This is a genomic window from Pararhodonellum marinum (assembly GCF_015354735.1).
Classification (GTDB): domain Bacteria; phylum Bacteroidota; class Bacteroidia; order Cytophagales; family Cyclobacteriaceae; genus Pararhodonellum; species Pararhodonellum marinum.
Map to the genome: position 1 here is coordinate 1 of NZ_JACEFJ010000047.1, position 792 is coordinate 792.

1 protein-coding gene is annotated in these 792 nt (G+C 35.1%); it reads right to left on the minus strand.

The genetic code is table 11. The features are described from left to right. Nucleotides 1-167 precede the first annotated feature (167 nt). Nucleotides 168-792 (minus strand): DUF4221 family protein (locus tag H1A14_RS23065; protein WP_194778674.1); only part of this gene is annotated, 625 nt, incomplete at its 5' end.

Sequence of the window (792 nt, forward strand, 5' to 3'; positions counted from 1 at the left end):
CCTAAAATCAAAGTTATTTTAAACTTTTATTAGTTTTATAATTGAATATTACGTTAATATGGTCAAAATATTAATATCTCCCAATCCCACAGGGGCTTGACGAGGACATGCCAACCCACAGAAAAAAATCCCCGAAGGCAAGATGGAATCCGATCTAAACATGGCTACTATTGTTTTTCCAAACTGAATACCGCATACCTGAAACTGTCTTCACTGAAGTCTTCATTGAAAAGGTTGTTGGTGGAAATATAAAGTCCCTTTTCACCTACAAAATGGTTGGAAAAGGTATATACCTCATTTTTTTGGAACTTATGCTCTCCTATGGGATTCAGGTCCTCATCCAGTATCAATACTCCTAAATAAGGCCTGGATAAATCCATTGAACTTATTTTTTCAACCGGATAATCTTCTTCCAATTCAAATCCCTGATCATAAAAACGATAAAAAACCCTTCTATAAGGGTCATAAATTAAAGTATTGTATCGATCATATTTAAGATCATTTTTGAGTCCTTCGTTGATACCTGAAGGTAAAGAATTTACAAAATCAAAATTATTTATGGCAGATGACTTTACTGTCTTCCGATCTATCACCTGACCTGATGGGATATCAAAAACCTGCATTTCATGATCATACAAAGGAGCCAGGATAATTTTATCATTACTTATAGCCCAAGAGTAATCCGTAAGCTTTTTCCCCTTATCCCAATAATCATCGGCATAAAACACATCATACCAGGCGATTGAATCCTTGACCATATCATAGCTGTAGATCAGCTGATGCTTTCTGATA